Annotated in this window: 17 protein-coding genes; 5 read left to right on the top strand and 12 right to left on the bottom strand. The window is 67.8% G+C overall.

Going from position 1 to position 20,111, the window contains the following annotated elements; all coding sequences use genetic code 11:
* The first annotated feature begins 219 nt into the window (after nt 1–219).
* Complete coding sequence (gene asd, locus ACV095_RS05635; protein WP_377204608.1) at nt 220–1,350, top strand: aspartate-semialdehyde dehydrogenase; 1,131 nt, start codon at nt 220–222, stop codon at nt 1,348–1,350.
* Nucleotides 1,351–1,409: 59 nt separating this feature from the next.
* Here asd and ACV095_RS05630 read toward each other — a convergent pair whose 3' ends face one another.
* From ACV095_RS05630 to ACV095_RS05580, 11 genes are all read right to left on the bottom strand, one after another.
* Entirely contained in the window at nt 1,410–2,384 is a 975-nt protein-coding gene (locus tag ACV095_RS05630; protein ID WP_478223089.1) for a type IV toxin-antitoxin system AbiEi family antitoxin domain-containing protein, read from the bottom strand.
* Nucleotides 2,385–2,514: 130 nt separating this feature from the next.
* Nucleotides 2,515–3,618: a winged helix DNA-binding domain-containing protein gene (locus ACV095_RS05625; protein WP_478223088.1), complete on the bottom strand. Its 1,104-nt coding sequence runs from the start codon at nt 3,616–3,618 to the stop codon at nt 2,515–2,517.
* A gap of 38 nt (nt 3,619–3,656) precedes the next feature.
* Nucleotides 3,657–4,724, bottom strand: a complete 1,068-nt coding sequence (locus ACV095_RS05620; RefSeq protein WP_144600775.1) for a UDP-N-acetylmuramate dehydrogenase — start codon at nt 4,722–4,724, stop codon at nt 3,657–3,659.
* A gap of 22 nt (nt 4,725–4,746) precedes the next feature.
* Nucleotides 4,747–6,021 carry an MFS transporter gene (locus tag ACV095_RS05615; protein ID WP_478223087.1) on the bottom strand — a complete coding sequence of 425 codons (1,275 nt, stop codon included), beginning with the start codon at nt 6,019–6,021 and terminating at the stop codon, nt 4,747–4,749.
* A gap of 30 nt (nt 6,022–6,051) precedes the next feature.
* Entirely contained in the window at nt 6,052–6,489 is a 438-nt protein-coding gene (locus ACV095_RS05610; RefSeq protein WP_018769086.1) for a MaoC family dehydratase, read from the bottom strand.
* A gap of 2 nt (nt 6,490–6,491) precedes the next feature.
* A complete protein-coding gene (locus tag ACV095_RS05605; RefSeq protein WP_018769085.1) occupies nt 6,492–6,953 on the bottom strand; it encodes an FAS1-like dehydratase domain-containing protein in 462 nt (153 codons plus the stop codon).
* 66 nt (nt 6,954–7,019) lie between these two features.
* A complete protein-coding gene (locus ACV095_RS05600; RefSeq protein WP_018769084.1) occupies nt 7,020–7,244 on the bottom strand; it encodes a DUF3188 domain-containing protein in 225 nt (74 codons plus the stop codon).
* A 35-nt stretch (nt 7,245–7,279) separates the two neighbouring features.
* Entirely contained in the window at nt 7,280–8,239 is a 960-nt protein-coding gene (locus tag ACV095_RS05595) for a DUF2797 domain-containing protein (RefSeq protein ID WP_478223086.1), read from the bottom strand.
* A gap of 27 nt (nt 8,240–8,266) precedes the next feature.
* Nucleotides 8,267–9,130, bottom strand: coding sequence for an HpcH/HpaI aldolase/citrate lyase family protein (locus ACV095_RS05590; RefSeq protein ID WP_134163680.1), 864 nt, complete (start codon nt 9,128–9,130; stop codon nt 8,267–8,269).
* A gap of 168 nt (nt 9,131–9,298) precedes the next feature.
* Nucleotides 9,299–10,240: an aldo/keto reductase gene (locus tag ACV095_RS05585; protein ID WP_478223085.1), complete on the bottom strand. Its 942-nt coding sequence runs from the start codon at nt 10,238–10,240 to the stop codon at nt 9,299–9,301.
* 31 nt (nt 10,241–10,271) lie between these two features.
* Nucleotides 10,272–11,984, bottom strand: a complete 1,713-nt coding sequence (locus ACV095_RS05580; RefSeq protein WP_478223084.1) for a glycoside hydrolase family 13 protein — start codon at nt 11,982–11,984, stop codon at nt 10,272–10,274.
* 96 nt (nt 11,985–12,080) lie between these two features.
* On the opposite strand from ACV095_RS05580, the gene ACV095_RS05575 reads away from it, so the two are divergent.
* On the top strand, nt 12,081–13,298 hold the full coding sequence (locus ACV095_RS05575) for an ROK family transcriptional regulator (protein WP_144600787.1): 1,218 nt from the start codon (nt 12,081–12,083) through the stop codon (nt 13,296–13,298).
* Between the two features lie 31 nt (nt 13,299–13,329).
* Here the strand turns inward: ACV095_RS05575 and ACV095_RS05570 are convergent, their stop codons facing one another.
* Nucleotides 13,330–13,986, bottom strand: coding sequence for an SDR family oxidoreductase (locus ACV095_RS05570; protein WP_018769078.1), 657 nt, complete (start codon nt 13,984–13,986; stop codon nt 13,330–13,332).
* Between the two features lie 105 nt (nt 13,987–14,091).
* Here ACV095_RS05570 and ACV095_RS05565 point away from each other — a divergent pair, with 105 nt between their 5' ends.
* The 3 genes from ACV095_RS05565 to narJ are packed head-to-tail and all read left to right on the top strand — an operon-like array spanning nt 14,092 to nt 20,110.
* Nucleotides 14,092–17,799, top strand: a complete 3,708-nt coding sequence (locus ACV095_RS05565) for a nitrate reductase subunit alpha (RefSeq protein ID WP_478223083.1) — start codon at nt 14,092–14,094, stop codon at nt 17,797–17,799.
* Nucleotides 17,799–19,493 (top strand): nitrate reductase subunit beta, encoded by a 1,695-nt coding sequence (gene narH / locus ACV095_RS05560; protein WP_043424889.1) that lies wholly within the window; start codon nt 17,799–17,801, stop codon nt 19,491–19,493. The genes ACV095_RS05565 and narH overlap by 1 nt, the downstream gene beginning before the upstream one ends.
* On the top strand, nt 19,490–20,110 hold the full coding sequence (gene narJ / locus ACV095_RS05555) for a nitrate reductase molybdenum cofactor assembly chaperone (protein WP_223992337.1): 621 nt from the start codon (nt 19,490–19,492) through the stop codon (nt 20,108–20,110). The genes narH and narJ overlap by 4 nt, the downstream gene beginning before the upstream one ends.
* The last annotated feature ends 1 nt before the right edge of the window (nt 20,111 follow it).

Raw genomic sequence — 20,111 nt, 5'->3', positions numbered from 1 at the left:
ATACACCGAACTTTCCCGGCCGCTTGCCGGGACCAGGCCAACGAGCTGCGCAAGGAGCGGCAGCACCCGAACCTGGAGCAGGACACGTCAGCAAATGACCCGCAAGGCGTAGCCGGGACAACGGGCCCCTCACGCAGGCCGCCGTCGTACCTTTCCGGGCTGCCGGCGGCGTGACGTAACCGACTGCGACCTGCCGGTTCCGAAGTCTAAACTGGACCAATGACTACAGCAGCTACCCCTTCCGTCGGCCTGGTCGGATGGCGCGGCATGGTCGGTTCCGTCCTGATGCAGCGCATGCAGGACGAGGGCGACTTCGCCAACATCAACCCGGTGTTCTTCTCCACCTCCAACGCGGGAGGTGCCGCGCCTTCCTTCGCTGAAGGCGCCGGCAAGCTCGAGGACGCGTTCGACGTCGACACGCTGGCAAAGCTGCCCATTATCGTCACCGCACAGGGCGGCGATTACACCAAGCAGGTCCACGGCGAACTGCGCAGCCGCGGCTGGGACGGCCTCTGGATCGACGCCGCTTCCACCCTGCGCATGAGCGACGACTCCATCATCGTGCTGGACCCCATCAACCGCGACGTCATCGACAAGGGCCTGGTCAACGGCACCAAGGACTTCATCGGCGGCAACTGCACCGTTTCCTGCATGCTGATGGGCCTCGGCGGCCTGTTCAAGAACGGCCTGGTGGAGTGGGGCACCTCCATGACCTACCAGGCGGCGTCCGGCGGCGGTGCCCGGCACATGCGTGAGCTGCTCAGCCAGTTCGGCACGCTCAACGCCGAGGTCAGCACGGAACTGGACGACCCGGCGTCGGCCATCCTGGACATTGACCGCAAGGTCCTGGCCCACCAGCGCACGGACATCGACGCGACCCAGTTCGGCGTTCCCCTGGCCGGGTCCCTGATCCCCTGGATCGACGCCGATCTGGGCAACGGGCAGTCCAAGGAAGAGTGGAAGGCCGGGGTGGAAACCAACAAGATCCTGGGCACCTCCGAGGAAAACCACGTGATCATGGACGGGCTCTGCGTCCGCATCGGCGCCATGCGCTCCCACTCCCAGGCTTTGACGCTCAAGCTCCGTGACGACCTGTCCGTCGCCGAAATCGAAAAGCTCCTGGACGAGGACAACCAGTGGGCCAAGGTCATTCCGAACACCAAGGAAGCCTCCATGGCGGACCTGACCCCCGTGGCCGCCTCCGGCACCCTGGACATCCCGGTGGGCCGCATCCGCAAGATGGAGATGGGCCCGCAGTACATCAGCGCCTTCACCGTGGGCGACCAGCTCCTTTGGGGCGCCGCCGAGCCGCTGCGCCGCATGCTCAACATCGCCACCGGCAACCTGTAAAGGCGTACAGCTGCCCACGAGCGGCCCCTGCCCGCATGAACGGTGCTCCCCAGCGCCGTTCATGCGGGCAGGGGCCGTTTGTGTGTTCCGGGCTGTCCGAGGAACGCCGTCAGCCGGGCACGGAGCTCCCCGGGCCGGTCCAAGTGATTCCAGTGCAGCCTAAAGACCCGCCACCCGGCCTCCACAAGCGCATTTTCCCGCCAACGCTCCGCGAGCAGCACTTCCTGTGTCGGTTTGTGGTCCGTGTATTTGACGGCGCCGTCAAATTCGACGATCACCCGGGTTTCAGCATCGGCGAAGTCTGCCCGGAAGAGGCCCGCAGTCGTCGTGATCTCCACCTGTGGCTTGAATGTGGCCAGACCGAACGAGCAGAGCAGCAGCCTGGTCCTGGTCTCCCCGGCCGATTCCGATCTCGCATCCAGAACCTGCAGCAGGTCCGAAGCGCGCCTGCCCCCGCGCGTGACATGGCTTTCCTCCAGCAGCCGCCGCATGGTGGCCAATGATGCGCCCTTGCGGAGGGCGTGGTCGCCGATGACGGCAGCCTTGTCGAGGGGCAGGGTCCGGGCGCAGTCCAGCACGGTCCTTTCGATGGAAGTGGTCAGGATTTCGCGTCCGTCGGGCGTCCACAATGAAGCCAGTTCTTCTTCTGTGAGCGGGAGGCGGTGGGTCTGGACGTCCTGGCCGGCGCTGGCCCGCGAATTGGAGTACTGCGTTGTCACGTGGACCAGGGATCCGGCGTTCCACACATGGCAGCCGTGCAGCCGTGCCGCGCTCGCATGGCTGTAGCGGGCCCGTCCCGAGGTCGACTCAAAGTGCGCCATGATTCGGAGCTGGTCCCGGTCCCACGGTTTTATGGTGTTCCAGTGTGCGGCAAGGACATATGCTCCCCGCCGCACGCGGAGCAGGGCACCGCTCTTCACTGCTGCTGTCACCACCCGGTCATCCAGCCCGGCAGCGGCCAGCTGTGCGGTGGATGCAACGGCTCCTTCAGGCCAGCGATCGTAAACCAGGGCACGTACTGTCTCGGCTTTCATCGTTCAAGCGTCGCTGGCGTGCAGGCCTGGCGACAGCCGCCCCCACCGCCATGTGGATTGTCGCTAGCCTGAGCGGCCCTTGCCCGCAATACCGTTGCTGCCCAGCACCGGTTATGCGGGGCAGCACCGCTCACGTGGCAAGGAACGTTAGATACCGCCGGGCGGCCCTGGTGAGGGCTGCCTGGGCTGCCGGACCCAGCTGCCGGGTCTCGTCGAAGAGTTCGGGCACGACGGCGGCACTGCTGCCCGTGCCCTGGAGCGCCCAGGTGCCCACCACCTTCCCCGCCGCAACCACCGTCTTCTTGAAGACTCCGTTGCCGCCGGGAACTATCAGGTCCGAATGCTCCGGCGCCAGGACGGGAGTCCGGTCCGTGTAGCCGAGGACGAACTCATCGAACCCGGGCAGCAGGTGAAGGGAGCGGCCACCGGGAACACCGGAATCCAGGAGGGACGCCACCTCCGGTGAGAGCCAGTAGCTGGTGCCATCGATGTCCAGCTCCACCAGTTGGCCCTGCACGTGCTGGAACGCGGCGCGCACCTCGGTCAGCGGCAGCTGGGTCCACCAGGCAAAGTCGCGCACGGTGGCCGGGCCATGGCTCCGGAAGTACCGAACCATGAACTCACCGATGGCCTCCTCGCGCCCGGGAAGGCGTGACGCCGGAATCCACTCGTCGAAAGCCGCGATCAGCTGCTGGTTACCCGAAAGCGGCCCCGGAACCAGCCAGCCGTGCCGGCACAGCGTACCCAGGAGATGGATGCCGCGCTGGCCCTGCGTTGGCTGGCCACCGGCATCGAAAACCTCGAACAGGTCGGAACGGCTGACGGGACCATCGGCCAGGATGCGGTCCAGCGCCAGGTCGCGCGCCTTCTCAATATCAGCCCAGGCAATCTCCAACTGCCGGTGCCTGGCCGCAATGCTCCGGGTAAGCCGCTCGGCGGTGAGGTCCAGCATCCAGCGCAGGTCCTCGGGGGCAACCAGGTGCAGCGTTCCACGCATGGGCCACGACCGGACCACACTCCCGGAATCGATGGCAGTGCGGACGTCGGCGATCCCCGCACCGGGTACCCGGACCCCCACTGCCCACAGCGCCGCCGGCAGGTCCTGCGCCTGCATGGCGGTCATCCACCGGACCAGTTCCGGTACTGAGGCGGCACCGTCCCCGGTGAGACGCTGCGACACCAGCCGGAGCCTGCCGATCATCCTGTGGTCGCGCACGGAACCAGATGCAGCCATGCGCCCATCCTAGGCCGGGGACCGCGGTGGCAGGATGCCTACAGTTCCAGGCCGATGAGCAGCGGCTCCGGGTGCAGCTGGATGCCAAAGCGGCGTTCGACGCCGGCCCGCACCTCCCGCGCCACAGCCACCATGTCGGCGGCGCTGGCTGAGCCGCGGTTGGTGATGGCCAGGGTGTGCTTGGTGGACAGTGAGGCGCGGCCACCGGCCACGCCATCCGGTTCCAGGCCAAAGCCCTTGCCGAACCCAGACTGGTCGATCAACCACGCGGCGGAAAGTTTCACCAGGCCGTCCTGGCCTGCCGGATACCGCGGCGCTGCTTCGGGCAGCGTGTCCGCGACAGCGGCCGGGACGATGGGGTTGGTGAAGAAGGAACCCGTGGAATACGTATCACGGTCGGCGGCGTCCCACACCATGCCCTTGGAGGCACGCAGCCGGAGCACTTCACGGCGGACGTCGTTGGCGTAGGCGCGCTTGCCCACCTCCACCCCGAGGGATCGGGCCAGTTCGGCGTAGCGGATGGGGGCGCTCATCCGTCCCAGCGGCAACTGGAATTCCACAGTGAGCACCACGTACCGGGGCGAGCCGTTGACGGTGGTCTGCTTGAGGATGGAATCCCGGTAGCCGAACTTCAGTTCGGAGTTGGTGAAGGTCTGCACGGCGTTGCGTTCCCGGTCCCAGGTGCGCACGGCGGCAATGGTCTGCGAGACCTCAGAGCCGTACGCCCCCACGTTCTGGACCGGCGTGGCACCCGTTGAGCCGGGGATCCCGGACAATGCCTCAATCCCGGACCACGCGTGGCGGACGGCGTGCTCCACGAGCTTGTCCCAGTTATGGCCGGCCTGGACCACCACTGCCACGCCACCGCACGAGTCCTCGGCGTTGACCGTGAACCCCTCCGAGGCGATCCTGACAACGGTCCCGGGGAACCCGTCGTCGGACACCAGGAGGTTGGACCCGCCGCTGATGATCAGGACCTGCTCGCCGGCCGCGTCCGCGGACCGGACGGCGTCGATGATCTCTGCCTCGGTCCGGGCCTCAATGAACTTGCCGGCGGGGCCGCCTACGGCGGACGTGGTCAGGGAGGAAAGCAGGGTGGGAGTCACCCATCAACAATACTAGGGAAACCTAGGCGGGCTTCCGGGCCACCGGGGACAGCACGAAGCTCACGGCCAGCATCACCACCACGGCAAGGAGTGAGTGCAGGATGCCCACGTGTTCGGCCAGCAGGCCCAGCAGCGGCGGCCCGCACAGGAACGCCCCGTAGCCGATGGTGGACACCACCGATACCCGGGCCGCTGCCTTCGCCGGATCGTCGGCTGCTGCGGACATGCCCACCGGGAAGCCCAGGGACGCACCCAGGCCCCACGCGGCGAGGCCAACATAGGCGAGCCACGGCGCCGGGGCGAACACGAAGACGGCCAGGCCCAGGACAGCCATCGCAGCGCACCAGCGCATGACGGGTACCCGCCCAAACCGGTCCAGCAGCGGCGTCCCGGCGAACCGGCCGATGGTCATGAACGTGACAAACAGGCCGTATCCGGCGGCGCCGGCGGCATCGCTCTGGCCGTGGCCGTCCGCCAGGGCCAGGGCCACCCAGTCCCCCGCGGCGCCTTCGGCAAGGGCGAGGCCGAGCACCAGGACGCCCAGCAGCAGTGTCCGGCGGTCCCGCCACGCCTGCGCGATCTTGCGCTTGTTGTCCAGCGGCGCCTCCGCCGTGCTCCCGGCGCGGATCAGGGGGATGGGGCCCGTGATGGGGTCTTCGAAGTTGTCCGGGGAGTAGGTGCGCTCCCCCGCCACCGGGGTGACGTCGGCGCGGAACCAGGACGCCGCCGTCGCCACCGACACGGCCACCACGGCCCCCGCCGCCGCAAGGTGCCAGAACACTGGCAGGGACACTGCCGCCGCAGCGGCACCAAGACCCGCACCCGCCACCGTGCCAAGGCTGAAGGCACCGTGGAGCCGGGGCATGATGTGGCGGCCCACTGCACGTTCCACGGCTGCGCCTTCCACATTGGACGCGGTGTTCCAGCTCCCCGTCCCCAGGCCGATGATGGCCAGGCCTATGGCCGTTGCCACCGGGCTTGCCAGCACGGTTGTGCCAAAACCGGCGGTCAGCAGCCCGGCCCCCACCATGATGCTGCCGGTGCGGATGGTCCGTTTGGACCCCAACCGCAGGACGATCAGCCCGGAGGCCGAGACAGAGGCGAAGGAGCCCAGCGTCATGCACAGCAGGATCACGCCGATGTTGCCCGGGCTCAGGTCCAGCGCGTCCCGGATGGCGGGCAGCCGGGACACCCAGGAGGCGAACGCCAGGCCGCTGGCGCCGTAGGCCACCACGACGGCGTTGCGCCAGTGGGCGACCTGGGCGGCGGTAGCCCCGGTTTTGGGAGCGGAGGTCAACGGGTGCAGCCCATCATCACCAAGCGCGCATCAGGACAGCTTGACGAGGGCCTGGGCCTTCATCAGGACCTTCTGCCCTGCGGAGACAACGGTGAGGTCAACGCGGGCGGTGCGTGCGTCGGCGTCGAGCTTTCCGATGGTGCCGCTGACTTCGATGGTGGCGCCGGGCTGGTCCGTTCCGGTGGTGTCCGCGACCAGGACCGGCTTGGTGAAGCGGGTCTGGAAATCGACGACGGCGGCGGGGTCGCCTGCCCAGTCGGTCACCAGCTGGACGGCTGAGCCCATGGTGAACATGCCGTGTGCGATGACGCCCGGCAGCTCCACGCTGGTGGCAAAGGCCTCGTTCCAGTGGATGGGGTTGAAGTCGCCGGAGGCACCGGCGTACTTGACCAGGTCCGTGCGGGTGACCTCGATGGTGCGGCTCCCGATTTCCTGGCCGGCGCTGAGTTCATTGAAGCTGGGGCTCATGGTTACTGTCCCTCTCCGCGGACCAGGATGGATGACGTGGTGGTGGTGACCGGTTCCCGTGAACCGCCGGAACCGAGGGCGAAGATCTCCGAGCGGGTGGTGATCATGGCACCGCCGCCCATGGCCCGGACGCCGTCGACATGCAGTTCCGCGACGAGGCGGTCCCCGGCAATGATGGGCCGGTGGTGGGTGAAGCGCTGGTCCGCGTGGACCACGCGGGAGAAGTCGATGCCGGATTCCGGATCCTCGATGAGCTGGGCGTCGGCCCGCTGGGCGATGATGATCGCGAAGGTGGGCGGCGCCACCAGGTCCGTGTGGCCCAGCGCCTCGGCGGCGTCGACGTCGAAATGCGCGGGGTGGGTGGCCTTCACGGCGCGGGCGAACTCGCGGATTTTCTCGCGGCCAACGTCGTACACCTCTGCGGCAGGGTAGCTTCGGCCCTGCAGATCCGGATTGATAGTCATGGATTCCAGCCTATCGCCCGCGTGTTGGCGGGCAGAAAAGGCCCGCCGCAACCGTTACGGCGGGCGCTACCGGCGCAGGTTCTTCCGGATGGCCTGGCCGCGGACCACGATGCCCACGACGTGCAGGACAAGGCCCAGTCCGATCAGCGGCAGGGAGGCCCAGGCCAGCGTTTGGTTGCCGCCGGTGTTGCCGATGATGTTCAGGATGATGCCGACGGCGATCAGTCCCATCGCGCTGAAGACCAGGACTTTGTAACGGGTTGGCGCGGTGGCCCAGAATTCGTTCAGCACCGTGCAAGTCTACCCGCCGGGCCTGCCGGATACCGCTAGAACAGGGATTCCTGCACCGCCGGGACCTCCGAGGCGTAGCCGCCCAGGATGATGGTCCGGGCGGCCAGTTGGGAGAGGTTGACCACGAACGCGGCGTCCGTTCCATCCAGCCGGGCCAGAGCATTTGCCCCGCTCAGGGCAGTGACCGTGAAGCCGTGCTGCCCCTGGTCCAGTGCGTGCGGGTAGGCATGGCGTTGGGCGGGCCCGTAGAGGGCTTCAGCGTGCGCCGGCCTCGCCCACTGCTCCTCCACAGTTACAAAACCGTCGACGGCGGTGCGTGCCAGCAGTGTGCGCACCTCGCCGGCCGCGCGGGCGTTGGCGGCCTGCAGGCCCCGTTCCGGGAGCGGCTGCAGGAGGGCGTCCGCTTTGGCTGCGGACCGCACCTGCTGCGTCAGGCCCACCTCGGCTGTCACCAGGTCCTCCAGGATCCGCACCACCCGGCCGTCCCGGGCCCGGGCAACATAAGCGGCCGCAGCGGCCCCCTGCTCCGCGAGCCTGTTCCACTTCCGCGGGCCGGAGGCCGTTCCCACCTTGGTGGCACCGCCCGCGAACGTGGCAACGTACAGCCAGTGTTCCTGCATCAGGTAGTCACGGAGGCCCGGAGTGACCCTGCCGCCCCGGTGGAAGTCGTGCATGAGCCGGGACTCGTCCAGCACAAAGCACCGCTCGCACTGCTTTCCCCGCAGGGCCGGGGCAGCGGAGGCGCAGAGGACGTGGCTCCGCGAGGTTGCCGACTGGACCCGGATGTGGCCCAGGCAGGACCTGCCCGGTTCCACCACCTCGAAGCCGAGGCGCCGGCCGGGGCTAAGGCTGAGCTGACGGAAGTCCCCCTCCGGTGACTGGAGGCGCAAAACCGCGCCGCCGCCGTCGTCCGCGGCCCTGGAACCCTCCGGCGCCCTGGAACCCGGCAGCGCATCCCAAAAGACCCCGTGGACCAGATAGCGGGTATCGGTCACGGGGTCTCCTGAAGTGGCGGGTGGGTGCTACAGCGCGGGCTGCACCCCGAAGGCTACGGCGAGCTTCATGATCTTCTCGGCGCGGCCAAGGCGGGGCAGGTCGGAGCCGTCACGGATGACGCGGCCGTTGGCTTCGAAGTCGTTCATGAAGTCGGTGGCCCACGCGACGTCCGACGGCGTGGGGCTGATGACCTCGTTGATCACCGGCGTCTGGTCAATGGCCAGGCACAGCTTGCCGGTCATGCCCATCATCACGGTGATGCCGGTCTGCTCGCGCAGGATGGGGTGGTTGGTGCCGACGGTGGGGCCGTCGATGGGGCCCGGCAGGTTGCCCACCCGGCTGGCGACCACGAGCTTGGCCCGCGGGTAGGCCATGGCCTCCGGGGTGGCGGCCATGCCGGTGTCGCGGCGGAAGTCGCCGGAACCGAAGGCCAGGCGGAACGCACCCTGGGCCTTGGCGATATGGTTGGCTTCCTCGATGCCCAGGGCGGATTCCACCAACGGGATCACGGGGGTCTTGCCGTCCATGCGGTGGAAGCTCTCGGTGACCTGGTCCGCGGATTCGGTCTTGGCGAGCATGACGCCCAGCAGGCCCGGGGTGCCGCGCAGCCCGGCAAGGTCATCAGCCCAGAACGGGCTGGTGGCGTCATTGATCCTCACCCAGGCCTTGCCGCCGCCGGTCAGCCAGTCGATCACGTTGGCGCGGGCCTGGTCTTTCTGGGACGGGTCCACCGCATCTTCAATATCCAGGATGATCGAATCGGCGCGGGAAACGGCCGACTGGTCGAACAGCTCCGGCTTCATGGCATTGACCAGCAGCCAGGAACGGGCGATCTCTGCGGGGATATTGCGTTCCGGCCTAACAGTTTCGGCGGCGATGGTAGACGTCATGCTTTCTACAGTATCCGCCCCGCAAGCGGCAAGGCGAAGAAATCGGCCAGCTTGTGAGGATCAATACGAACTAAACGGGATATGACTGTGTCTCCGGTTAAATGCGGGCAGCAGAAAGGGCCGTTGTGACCTGCACAACGGCCCTTGCTGCTGCCCGCATGGGAAGGGTCAGGGGATGTTGCTCCCGCGAGCCGTGACCCAGAGTTTGTACCAGTCGGCGCGGGTGAGGGCCTGCGCCACCCGGGCTGCGTCGCCGCAGGCCCGGATGCGGTCCGGGTTGACGGTCCCGATGACCGGCGCGATTCCGGCCGGGTGCTTCATCAGCCAGCCCAGCAGGACACCCTCGCCGGAGGTGCCGTACTCCCCCGCAAGCCCCGCCACGAGTTCGGCCGTTGCCGCATCGGCTGAGGTGGGACTGTCCGGTTCGGCGCCGGTGTAGACGCCGCGGGCCAGGGCGCCGTACGCCTGCAGGGTGACGTTGTTCCGGGTGCAATACTCAAGCGTCCCGTGCGGGAAGCTGTAGTCCAGGTGCTCCGGGTGGTTGACCAGGACCTGGCTTTCCAGCCATGCCCGCTTGAGCAGGCTCATTTCCAGCTGGTTGGCAACCACCGGGGTCTCCAGCCGGTCCCGCAGCGCCTCGATCTGCGCTGCGGACATGTTGGACACGCCCAGTTGCCGGACCTTGCCTTCGTCCATGAGCTGCCCGACGGCGGAGGCCACCTCCGCGGGGTCCGCCAGGGGGTCCGGGCGGTGCAGCAGGAGGATGTCCACGTAGTCCGTCCGGAGCCGTTCCAGGCTGCCGTTGACCCGTTCCAGGATGGCGTCCCGGCTCAGGTCGTAGTGGGTCTGAAGGCCGCGTTCGTTCAGCCGGATGCCGCATTTGGTCTGCAGCCGGATCCGTTCCCGCAGACCCGGAGTGGCGGCCATGACCTCGCCGAACACCGCCTCGGACTTGCCGCTGCGGTAGATGTCCGCGTGGTCGAACAGGGTGATCCCGGCGTCCAGGGCGGCCTGGACGGCAGCGGCGGCCTGGTCCACATGGTGGCTGCCATGTGGTTCGTCAGACCAGCTGCCGCCCAGTCCCATGCATCCGTAGATGACCTCCTGCATCAGGCCCGCCCACGCCGGCGGTTCACGCCCATCAGCGCAACCACGCGGTGGTGTTGGCCGGCAGCTTGCCGTCCTCCAGCGGGCCGCTGCTGACCAGCACCTTGCCGGCCGGAAGGTCGACGGCGGTGTTCCCGAAGTTGGTCACGGACTGCCACCCGTTGGGGCGCTTGAAGTGCAGGACGTCCGGGTTGCCGGTGGCAACCCATTCGAGGTCCTCGTCCGTCTGCAGTTCACGGCGGAGCTTCAGGGCCTCGCGGTAGAGCTCCAGGGTGGAACCTTCGGTGCCGTCCTGGGCCTCCACGGCGTACTTGCTGAACCAATCCGGCTGCGGCAGGTGGGAGCCGCCGTCGCCGAAGCCGAAGGAGGTGCCTTCCACCTTCCAGGGCAGCGGCACGCGGCAGCCGTCGCGGCCAATCTCCACGCCCTTGTTGCGATAGAAGGACGGGTCCTGCCGTTCCGATTCGGGAATCTCGGCCACTTCCTGCAGGCCCAGTTCCTCGCCCTGGTACAGGTACGCGGAGCCGGGAACGGCGAGCATCAGGAGGGTGGCGGCCCGCGCACGGCGCTCGCCCAGTTCAACGTCCAGCTGGTCCTTGGGGCCGCCGGCCAGCAGCCAGTCCTTGCCGTCCTGGCCCTTGGCGCCGGCCTTTTCCTTGGCCACCTGCGGCAGCCCGTAGCGGGTGGCGTGCCGTACCACGTCGTGGTTGGAGAACACCCACGTGGAGGAGGCGCCGGTGGCGGCAGCCTCGGCCAGGTTGCGGGTGATGATCTCCTTGAACTCGGCGGCGTCGAAGTCGGCCTGCAGCAGGTCGAAGTTGAACGCCTGGCCCAGGCCCTGGGGGCTGGCATAGCGGGCACGCCTGGTGGCGTGCACCCAGGCTTCGGCGACGGCGGTGCGCGGCGGGTTGTACTCGTTGAACACCGCGCGCCATTCGGCGTAGATCTCGTGCACTTCGTCGCGGTCCCAGAACGGGTGCGTCCCGTCGTCGAATCCGTCCACTCCGGTGTTGGCGGCGCTCAGTTCCAGCTTGGAGAGCAGCGGCTCGGTGAGGTCCTTGGTGAGGGCGTGGGCAACGTCGACGCGGAAACCGTCCACGCCGCGGTCGGACCAGAACCGCAGCGTCTTCAGGAAGTCATCCCGGATTTCGCGGTTGGACCAGTTCAGGTCCGGCTGCTCCTTGGCGAAGATGTGCATGTACCACTGGCCCGGGGTGCCGTCCGGTTCGGTGATGCGCTCCCAGGCGGGGCCGCCGAACACAGAGTCCCAGTCCGACGGCGGGAACTCGCCGTTGGGGCCCTTGCCGTCACGGAAGATGTAGCGGTCGCGGGCCGGCGAACCCTTCGGCGAGGCCAGCGCTTCCTGGAACCACTTGTGCCGGTTGGAGGAGTGGTTGGGGACAATGTCCGCAATCAGCTTGATGCCGGCTTCGTGGAGGGCCTTGGCCATCTCGTCGAAGTCGTCCAGGGTGCCCAGCTTGGGATCCACGTCGCGGTAGTCGTCAACGTCGTAGCCGCCGTCGGCGAGCGCGGAGGGGTAGAACGGGCTCAGCCAGACGGCGTCGATGCCCAGCGACTTCAGGTACGGGACCTTGGCGGTGATGCCCTTCAGGTCACCGATGCCGTCGCCGTTGGAATCGGCAAAGCTGCGCGGGTAGATCTGGTATACGGAGGCCTGGCGCCACCAGTTGGGGTCGGCCGGACGGTCGGAGTCGGACAGGGTTGCCAGCGTGGCAGTGGTGGACAAGGGGTGGTCCTTTTCTTTGCAGCAGGTACATTTATATTGAATCTAAATTTACTTTCCCAAGTATTATCTGGTGCTTTGCTCAGGAAGGTCAACAGCATGCCTGAACTGGTTCCGGCGACTCCACAGTTGCTGCGGCGGGTCAGTGCCGGCGCGGTCCTCGAATTCCTCCGCGCCTCGGCCGCGGTGACCGTCACGGACGTCATGGCCGCCACGGGCCTGACCCGCGCCACCACCATCGCCGTCTGCGAGGACCTGGTCCGGCGCGGCTGGGTCCTGGAGCGGGAAAACCAGCGCGAATTCGGCGGGTACCACAAGGGCCGCCCCGCCCGCCGGTTCGAACTCAACGAGCGCGCAGGCGTGGTCCTGGGCATGGACATCGGCTATTCAAAGGTCATCGTGGTGGTTTCCGACCTCCGGGGCAAGACATTGGGACGGTCCAGCCGGCCTTTCCAGGCGGGAGACGTCGGTTCCCGGGAACGCATAGCCTTCATCGACGGCGTAGCCCAGGCGGCCCTGCGGTCCGCAGGAACGGAGCCCGGCCGGGTACTGGCCGTCTGCGCCGGAGTTGCCGCACCCGTGGACCGGCACGGGGAGGTGGTGGCCACGCAGAAGTTCTGGGGGCTGTTCGACCTGGGACTGGGGGCGGCCCTCAAGGAAACCCGGGGCTGGACGGTGCTGCTGGAAAACGACGCCAACCTTGCGGCCCTGGGCGAACGCTGGCAGGGGGCGGCCGCGGGAATTGACGACGTGGTGGTGATCCTGGCCAGCGAACGGCTGGGTTCGGGCATCGTGGAGGGCGGCCGGCTGGTCCACGGAACGCGGGGCAGCGCCGGGGAGCTGGCGTACCTGGACCTGGTGGAAGGCGTGGGCGACACCTACGGCATCGCCCACCTGGCGCGGACCTGGGCCGCCGAAGCCCTGGCCACCCCGGTCCCCACCGCCCTCCGCTCCGTCCCCCACGGGCGGTTGGAAGCTGAGCAGGTCTTTGCGGCGGCGGAACAGGGCGACGCCGTGGCTCTTGGCATCATGGACCGGCTGGCGGACAGGATGGCACGGGTGGTGGGAACCGTAGCCACCCTGCTCAATCCGGAGCTGGTGGTGATCGGCGGCGGGGTGGCCGATTCCGCGGGCGTACTCCTTGCACCCATCAGCGAGCGCCTGAAAGACTTCACCGCCACCCCCGCGCGGGTGGCGGTCTCCCCGCTGGGCGACTCAATCGTCACGGTGGGTGCCGTGCGCTGCGCCCTGGACTACGTGGAGCAGAATTCCCTGGACCTGGACCTGGAGCTGGCCGCGCCGGTCGCCCCGGCATAACCGAGGCCACGCGCCCCTTGCCCGCCGGGGTCTACGCGCCCGGTTCCAGGGCCGCTGCCACCGGCAGCGTGCCGTCGCGGAACTCGATGGTCCGGCCTGCGGTCTGGGGCAGGTCCAGCACCGCCGCGGCCACGATCGCCGTGTTGGCACGTGACGTGTCACGGTCCCCATCCGGCGACGGGTCCACGTCGATCAGCCCGGTCCCCGGCTTGTCGGTCAGTGCCCCGGGCCCCAGGATGGTCCACGCCAGCCCGCTGCCGCGCAGGTACTCGTCAGCGGCCGCCTTGGCTTCGGCGTAGGCGAAGAAACTGTTGTCTTCCGGCACTCCGTGGTCCTTGCCCGCACCGAAGTAGGACACCATCACGTACCGGTCCACCCCTGCCTGGGCCGCCGCATCCATGGAGCGGATGGCAGCGTCCCTGTCCACCGCGTAGGTGCGGCCGGGGTTGCCGCCGCCAGCCCCGGCGGACCAGACCACGGCGTCATGCCCGGCCAAGGCATCGGCGATGGCCGCCGTCGTGGCATTTTCCACGTCCAGGACCGACGGCGTGGCGCCAGTGGCGGCGACGTCGTCCGCATGGTCCGGATTGCGGATGAACGAGGTGACGGAGTGGCCCTCGCCGGTGAGGAGCTGGGACAGGAGGAGGGCCACTTTCCCGTGGCCGCCGATGATGGCGATGCGTGTCATGCACCCATTCTGCCCGCCCCGGGAGGGATTCGGAGCAGCCATGGTCCACGGAACAGGGCCTTTGTGCCCTGTTCCGCGTTTCCGGCTCCCGCCTAGCCTGGGGGCATGGCTGCCGGACCCCGTGCGGGGTTAGATGGACCCGCATCAGAAGCAATGTTGAAGCTGGGCCGTTTCTTTACCCGGTGGGACCAGACCGACGACGGCAGGGCCGTCTTCCGGGAGGGGGGCCGCAAGGGCGACATCTTCTACCGCGACCGGTGGAGCCACGACAAGGTGGTCCGCTCCACCCACGGGGTGAACTGCACCGGTTCCTGCTCCTGGAAGGTGTACGTCAAGGACGGCATCATCACCTGGGAATCCCAGCAGACCGACTACCCGTCGGTGGGCCCTGACAGTCCCGAATACGAACCGAGAGGCTGCCCGCGCGGGGCAGCCTTTTCGTGGTACACCTACTCCCCCACCCGGGTCCGCTTTCCCTACGCACGCGGTGTACTGGTGGAGATGTACCGGGAAGGGAAGGCACGCCTGGGCGACCCGGTCCTGGCCTTCGCCGAGATAGCGGCCGACCCGGACAAGCGCCGGCGCTACCAGCAGGCCCGCGGCAAGGGGGGCCTGGTCCGGGTCTCCTGGCAGGAAGCGATCGAGATTGCCGCCGCCGCCCACGTGACCACCATCAAGACCTACGGCCCGGACCGCTGCGCCGGCTTCTCGCCCATCCCCGCGATGTCAATGGTTTCGCACGCCGTGGGAACGCGCTTCATCCAGCTGATCGGCGGGGTGATGACGTCCTTCTACGACTGGTACGCTGACCTGCCTGTCGCCAGCCCGCAGGTGTTCGGGGACCAGACCGACGTTCCCGAGTCCGGTGACTGGTGGGACGCGCGCTACCTCATGATGTGGGGATCGAACGTCCCGGTCACCCGAACTCCGGACGCGCACTGGATGGCCGAGGTGCGGTACCGCGGCACCAAGGTGGTCACGGTCAGCCCGGACTATGCGGACAACACCAAGTTCGCGGACGAATGGCTTCCCGCCCAGGCGGGAACGGACGCTGCCCTGGCGATGGCGATGGGGCACGTCATGCTGAAGGAATTCTTCGTGGACCGGGACGTGCCGTTCTTCACCGACTACGTGAAGCAGTACACGGACCTTCCGTTCCTGGTCCGGCTGGTGAGGAACGACGACGGCGCGCTGACGCCGTCAAAATTCCTCACTGCGCGTGACATCCCGGCGGAGTCCGGGGCAGAGGACGCTGCGTTCCGCACCGTCCTGTTCGACAAGAAGGCCGGCCGTCCGGCCGTCCCCAACGGGTCCCTGGGCTTCCGCTACTCCGGCAGCGGCGAGGGCAAGTGGAACCTGGACCTCGAGGGGATGGAACCGGCGCTGTCGCTGCGGGAGGTCTCGGGAGAAAGCGCCGAGGTCCTGCTCCCGTGCTTCGAGCAGGCGGACGGCACCGGCAGCGTGCTCCGCCGCGGCGTGCCCGTCATCGAGGTGGAAGGCCAGCTGGCCACCACGGTGTTCGACCTCATGCTCGCGCAGTACGGAGTGGGCCGCGACGGGCTGCCCGGGGATTGGGCCGCCAGCTATGACGACGCCGCCACGCCCTACACCCCGGCATGGCAGGAGGAGATCACCTCCGTACCCGCCCAGGCCTGCATCCGGGTGGCCCGCGAGTTCGCCCGCAACGCCGAGCAGTCCAAGGGCCGGTCCATGATCATCATGGGCGCCGGCATCTGCCAGTGGTTCCACGGCGACACCACGTACCGGGCCATCCTGGCGCTGGTGATGCTGACCGGCTGCATGGGACGGAACGGGGGCGGCTGGGCGCACTACGTGGGGCAGGAAAAGACCCGCCCCATCACCGGCTGGGTGTCGCTGGCCAATGCCCTGGACTGGTCCAGGCCGCCGCGCACCATGATCGGCACCGGGTACTGGTACATGCACACGGACCAGTGGCGCCAGGACGGATATTCAGCGGATGCGCTGAAGTCCCCGTTGTCCACCGGCGCCCTGGACGGCCTGCACACCGCGGACGCCATCGCCCAGTCCGCGCGGCTTGGATGGATGCCGTTTTACCCGCAGTTCGACCGCAACCCCCTGGACCTCGCCGACGAGGCGGAGGCCGCCGTCGCCGCCGGAACCGCCAAGGACACCCCCAGCTATATCGCGGACGCACTCAAGAACCGGACACTGAACCCGGCCATCGAGGACGTGGACGCCCCGGAGAACTGGCCGCGCACGCTGGTCCTGTGGCGCTCCAACCTGTTCGGTTCCTCCGCCAAGGGCAATGAGTACTTCCTGCGGAACCTGCTGGGCACCCACAACAACGTCCTGGGCACGGATGCCGAGGGACTTAAACCCAAGGATGTGAAGTGGCACGAAAAGGCGCCGGAAGGAAAGCTGGACTTCCTGGTCTCCGCGGACTTCCGGATGACCTCCACCACGCTGCTCTCCGACGTCGTGTTCCCGGCCGCCACGTGGTACGAGAAGCACGACCTGTCCTCCACGGACATGCACCCGTTTGTGCACGCCTTCACCCCAGCAATCGACCCGCCGTGGGAAACCAAAACGGACTTCGAGATGTTCGACCTGCTGGCCCGGGAGTTCTCCCGGATGGCCAAGACCCATCTGGGCGTCCGCCGGGACCTGGTCAGCGTGCCGCTGCAGCACGACACCCCGGGCCAGCTGGCCCAGCCCGGGGGGATCGTGCGGGACTGGCGTGACACGGACATTCCCGCCGTACCGGGCCAGAACATGCCCGCCTTTTCGGTGGTGGAGCGGGACTACACGGCCATCGCGGACAAGCTCGCCGCCGTCGGGCCCCTGGCCGACAAGCTCGGTTTCACCGTCAAGAACGTCACGTACAAACTCGCCGGCCCGTTGGAGCGGCTCAGCCGTTCCAACGGCGTGATGCTCGGCGGCGCAGCGGACGGGCGGCCGGCGATCGACACCGACGCGAAAATGGCCGAGGCCATCCTGGCCTTCTCCGGCACCACCAACGGTGCGCTGTCCGTGCAGGGCTTCAAAGACCTCGAAGTCCGCACCGGAAGGAAGCTGGCGGACCTGTCCGAGGGCTCCGAGGAAAAGTTCATCACCTTCGCCCAGACCCAGGCCGGACCGGTCCCCGTGATCACGTCGCCGGAATGGTCAGGCTCCGAAACGGGCGGCCGGCGCTACGCCCCGTTCACCATCAACATCGAACGGCTCAAGCCCTTCCATACCCTGACGGGGCGGATGCATTTCTTCCTGGACCACGACTGGATCACGGACATCGGCGAGGGGCTGCCCATCTACCGGCCGCCGCTGTACATGCACCGGCTCTTCGGCGAACCCAAACTGGGCCGGAACGGGGAGCTGGAAGTGGTGGTCCGGTACCTGACGCCGCATTCCAAGTGGTCCATCCACTCCGAATACCAGGACAACCTGCTGATGCTCTCGCTCTCCCGCGGCGGCCCCACGGTCTGGATGAGCCCCGCCGACGCCGAGGCGATCCAGGTCAAGGACAACGACTGGGTGGAGTGCCTGAACATCAACGGGGTCCTGGTGGCCCGGGCGATCGTCAGCCACCGGATGCCGGCCGGCGTGGTCTACGTCCACCACGCACAGGAACGCACCATCGACGTACCGAAGTCCGAAGCCACGGGACGGCGCGGCGGCATCCACAACTCGGTGACCCGGCTGCTGGTCAAACCTTCGCACCTGATCGGCGGCTACGCCCAGCTGGCCTACGCGTTCAACTACCTCGGCCCCACCGGGAACCAGCGCGACATGGTTGCCACCGTCCGCCGTCGTTCCCAGGAGGTGCAGTACTGATGCGTGTCATGGCTCAAATGGGCATGGTCATGAACCTGGACAAATGCATCGGCTGCCACACCTGTTCCGTGACCTGCAAGCAGGCCTGGACCAACCGTGCGGGCACCGAGTACGTCTGGTTCAACAACGTGGAAACCCGGCCCGGGCAGGGGTATCCGCGCCGCTACGAGGACCAGGAGAGGTGGCACGGCGGCTGGGTGCTGAACAAGCGCGGCAAGCTGGTGCTGAAAGCCGGGGGCCGGGTGAAGAAGCTCCTGGGGATCTTCGCCAGCCCCGTCCAGCCCGAGCTCAAGGACTACTACGAGCCGTGGACCTACGATTACAAGACCCTCGTGGACGCGCCGCTGGGCGACGACTTCCCGGTGGCCCGGCCCAAGTCCCTGATCACCGGCAAAGACACGAAAATCACGTGGTCCGCGAACTGGGACGACGACCTGGGCGGCTCCACCGAAAACGGCCACCTGGACCCGATCGTGGAGAAGGTGCGGCGCGAGTCCGAGGACAAGATCAAGTTCGCCTACGAGCAGACGTTCATGTTCTACCTGCCGCGGATCTGCGAGCACTGCCTGAACCCGTCCTGCATGGCGTCCTGCCCCTCCGGCGCGATCTACAAGCGGGTGGAGGACGGGATTGTGCTGGTGGACCAGGACAAGTGCCGTGGCTGGCGGCAGTGCGTCACCGGCTGCCCGTACAAGAAGATCTACTTCAACCACAAGACGGGCAAGGCCGAGAAGTGCACCTTCTGCTATCCAAGGGTGGAGGTGGGGCTGCCGACGGTCTGTTCGGAGACCTGCGTGGGCCGGCTGCGGTACCTGGGGTTGTTCCTGTACGACGCCGACGCCGTCACCGCGGCGGCCGCGGTCACCGACCCCAAGGAACTCTACGACGCCCAGATGGACGTGCTGCTGGACCCGAACGACCCCGCCGTTCAGGCCGAGGCCCGCGCCCAGGGGATCCCCGAGGACTGGATCGACGCCGCGCGGCGCTCGCCGGTCTACGCCCTGGCCAAGGTCTACAAAGTGGCACTCCCGCTGCACCCCGAGTACCGCACCATGCCGATGGTCTGGTACGTGCCGCCGCTCTCACCCGTTGTGGACCTGCTGCGGGACCAGGGGCACGACGGCGAGGACCACGGCAATCTCTTTGGCGCCATTGATGCGCTGCGCATCCCGGTGGAGTATCTCGCGGAACTGTTCACCGCAGGCGATGCGGACCGGGTCACGGCCGTACTGAAGAAGCTGGCCGCCATGCGTTCCTACATGCGCGGCATCAGCCTCGGCAACGACCCGGACGACTCGATCCCCGAGGCCGTGGGCATGGACGGCCAGACCATGTACGAGATGTACCGGCTGATGGCCATTGCCAAATACGACGAACGGTACGTCATTCCCAAGGCGCACGTGGAGCAGGCCCACGACCTGGAGGAGATGGGCTGCTCGCTGGATTTCGACGGCGGCCCTGGCATGCAGGATTCGGCACCCTTCGGGGAGGCGAGCGGCAGGCCCGTCCCGGTGGCCGTGGACACCTTCCACGCCCTGCGCGACCGGCAGACAAGTGACGAGGTCTCCGCGGGGACGGGCCTGAAGGGCAGGGTGAACCTGCTGAACTGGGACGGCCGCGGGGCGCCGCCCGGCCTGTTCCCGGACAAGGGGCACGAAGCGGATACCCTCGACGCTGCGGAGGACCAGCCGTGAACCGCCACGACCAGGTGGTGTACCTGGCAGCGGCCTGGTGCCTGTCCTATCCCGATGAGGACCTGGTGCAGCGGGTTCCCCTGGTCCGGGCAGCGCTTTCCGAGTTTCCCGGGGCTTTGCCGGCATTTGCGCCGGTACTGGACCTTCTCGAGGCCACCCCGCCCATGGAACTGCAGGCCCAATATGTCCGCGAGTTCGATCTCGGCCGGCGGCACGCGCTGCATTTGAGCTACTGGACCGATGGCGACACCCGGCGCCGCGGTGAGGTGCTGGGCTTCTTCAAGGAGGCCTACCGGCACAGCGGCGCCCTGGTGGACCTGGACGGGGAACTTCCCGACTACCTGCCCATGGTGCTGGAATTCGCTGCCCGGGTGGATTCCGCGGCCGGACGCACCCTGCTGAAGCGTTACCGGGCCAGCTTGGAGATGCTTCGGCTGGGGCTGCTTCGGGACAACCTGCCGCATGCCACGATCCTGGCGGCCATCTGCGCCACCTTGCCCGGGAAGTCACCCCAGGACGAGAAGGAAGTGATGCGCATGGCCGGATACGGTCCACCCTCCGAAAGCGTGGGACTGGATCCCTACGATCCGCGGCTTTTGCCGGTCAGGAGGGCCTGAC

This window comes from Arthrobacter sp. JDC6 (genome assembly GCF_056484025.1).
Note: the sequence above shows the minus strand (reverse complement) of the source record. Positions and strands in the feature narration are given on the sequence as shown.